The sequence below is a fragment of the Amycolatopsis sp. SID8362 genome, from assembly GCF_010550475.1.
Lineage (GTDB): Bacteria > Actinomycetota > Actinomycetes > Mycobacteriales > Pseudonocardiaceae > Amycolatopsis > Amycolatopsis eburnea.
The window spans coordinates 1-803 of the sequence record NZ_JAAGNB010000515.1 but is presented as its reverse complement, the minus strand read 5'-3'; the positions used below and the strand labels follow the sequence as shown (position 1 = coordinate 803).

The 803-nt window shown below is 75.7% G+C and carries 1 pseudogene; it reads left to right on the top strand.

Annotated elements, in window-relative coordinates:
• Positions 1–481 (top strand): annotated as a pseudogene (locus G3I65_RS16260) (hypothetical protein); the annotation flags it as partial.
• Positions 482–803: the final 322 nt, after the last annotated feature.

Genomic DNA, 803 nt, shown 5'->3' with positions numbered 1-803 from the left:
CGACGGCTCCTGGGCGGCGGTCACCGGCCTGCCGGAGCTGGGCCTGGCCGCGGCCGCGGAACTCGGCGTCGACCTGGAGCGGGTCGCCCTGGTGCCGAACCCCGGCGCGGAGTCGGTGGCCGTTGTGTCGGCGCTGGTGGACGGGTTCGACCTGGTGGTCCTCGGCCGTTCGCTGGCGGGCAGCGTGCGCCCGCAGCTGGCCCGGCGTTTGGCCGGCCGCGTCCGCAACCGCGGCTCGGTCCTGCTGGCGGCCGGGTCGTGGCCGGATGCGGACCTGGAGCTGAGTGTTTCGGGCCGTCGCTGGCACGGTCTGGGCGAGGACGGCCACGGTCATTTGAGGTACCGCGAAGTACTGGCGACGAGCAGGGGCCGCGGCGCGGCGGCCCGTCCTCGTTCGGCACCGCTGCGGTTGCCTGGCGTCGGCGGAGCGCTGGGAACGGCGGTGGCCGAGGTGCCGGTCCTGCCTGCGCGCGTGGGGTGAGCACCCATGCGGTGGCGGGCGTTGTCGTGCCCTGGTGATCCGGCCTGCGGTGAGGTGTTACCGGTCGGCTGCGGTGGCTGGGTGGCTTGGCGTTCGGCTGGCCGGCGGGGTGGCTCGGTTCGCGCCAGTGGTTCGGTGCCGGTCGGCTGCGGTGGCGGTGTGGGCCGGGTGTGTGGTGGGTGGTCGGCTGGCTGGCCGGGCTCGTCTCGCGTCGGCGGTTCGGTGCCGGTCGGCTGCGGTGGCGGTGTGGGCCGGGTGTGTGGTGGGTGGTCGGCTGGCTGGCCGGGCTCGTCTCGCGTCGGCGGTTCGGTGCCGGTCGGCT